A 1,511-nucleotide genomic window follows, 5' to 3' on the forward strand; every position below is an offset into this window, starting at 1 on the left:
GGGGCGGTATGACTACAAACTTTGCACCCGCGCACCACGACGTTACGGCACGGATTCCGCGAGCTTTTCAGACAAATCGCGTCATCCCCCGATTGAATATCACAGTTTTCAATCAGCACGTTTTCGCAACCATCCAAATCGATACCGTCGTTGTTGGGTTGATTATTGAGGAAACGAATGGTCACCGCAGTGAAGTGAACATTTTTGCAATCGACCAGGTGCAACCCCCAGAACGCAGGGCGCTGATAGGTCAGCCCCGAAAACGTCACGTTCTCGCAACTCTCGAAGCGGAGCAGCCTCGGACGTGTGTCTCGGCCACCGGGCCCCCGGCGTTTCGGAAAGGCCTCCGGTGTCCCCCGGCCATCGATAATGCCAAGACCTTCCAGCCGGATATTGGTCGCGTTCTCGGCGTAAATCAGGCATTCCGCCTGCCCTTCACGCGCCGGCCGCAGGTTATCCGTGGGATAGTCCGCCGGGTTCTGGCTGCCCAGCAATCTGGCTCCATAATCAAGCGAGAGAGTAACATTACTTTTCAGATGAATCGTCCCGATCTGAAAATGGCCGGGTGGTACCCGAACGATCCCGCCGCCGGCCTCGTGACAGGCATCAATCGCCCGTTGAATCGCTGCGGTATCTATGGCCACGCCGTCGCCGACAGCGCCATAGCTCTTGATATTGAAGATCCTTGGTTTCGCAACCTTGGCACTGACAAGCTGACCTGTGCCAACCAGGAGCAGGCATACAGCAGTACCAAGTCTCAGCTTCTGCATACGATCAACTCCGTACGATTCTCGAGACTTCTGCCACGCGCACATCAGGTAAATAAAAGCGCCATTTTACTGATGCTCGCACAAGTGGTCAGTCCGCGCTTCGCTGTCCACGCATAAGCAAACGGCCCTCCGACCTGGCGCCCCCACAGGTCACCATCTGTGCGAGTACGCATAGCTTGTCGCCACCGTTGCAGCATCGTGTTATTCCGGCAAACTCACGCGGTGGTGTGGCTGCCCCACAATTTTACTAACAATATCATTTTATCTGAGCCATTAATAATATGCTTTAATTCGACCGTCACTCCTCGTTCATGTTCTGGCGGATTCCCGCAGGCACGTGCCATATGGTCTCTCATGCTGCAGCCTTCAGCGGTCGGCCTGTAACCTGCCTGTGCGGCGCTGCCAGGCTTCGGCCTGCTCCAGCATTGCGTGAACAACCTCGGGATGATCGGCGGCGACGTTTCTTTCCTCATGTGGGTCGTTTGCTAGGTCGTACAGTTCGGGCACTCCCTCCCGGACCACAAGCTTCCAATTGCCCGCCCGTGCCGCGTACCTTTTGGGCGGCAGACCCCAGAAAAGAATTTCGTGAGGCGCCTCCTGCTTCTCGCCCAGCCAGTAGGGGAGTAGATTGACACCATCGAGATGCTCCGGGATCTCCAGTCCCACCGCAGCGAGGATGGTGGGCACAAGGTCAATATGCATCACCGGTTGGTCATATGTTCTGCCGGCTGGCAATCGGTC

Annotated in this window: 2 protein-coding genes; both read right to left on the reverse strand. The window is 56.5% G+C overall.

Annotated features, from left to right (window positions below):
- Positions 1-770: glycosyl hydrolase family 28 protein (locus tag H5U08_RS18500; RefSeq protein WP_297036542.1), on the reverse strand; the 770-nt coding region annotated here is incomplete at its 3' end.
- A 366-nt stretch (positions 771-1,136) separates the two neighbouring features.
- A partial coding sequence (locus H5U08_RS18505; RefSeq protein ID WP_366494878.1) for a sulfatase/phosphatase domain-containing protein occupies positions 1,137-1,511 on the reverse strand: 375 nt, incomplete at its 5' end.

The sequence above is a fragment of the Thermogutta sp. genome (assembly GCF_014359955.1).
Classification (GTDB): Bacteria; Planctomycetota; Planctomycetia; order Pirellulales; family Thermoguttaceae; genus Thermogutta.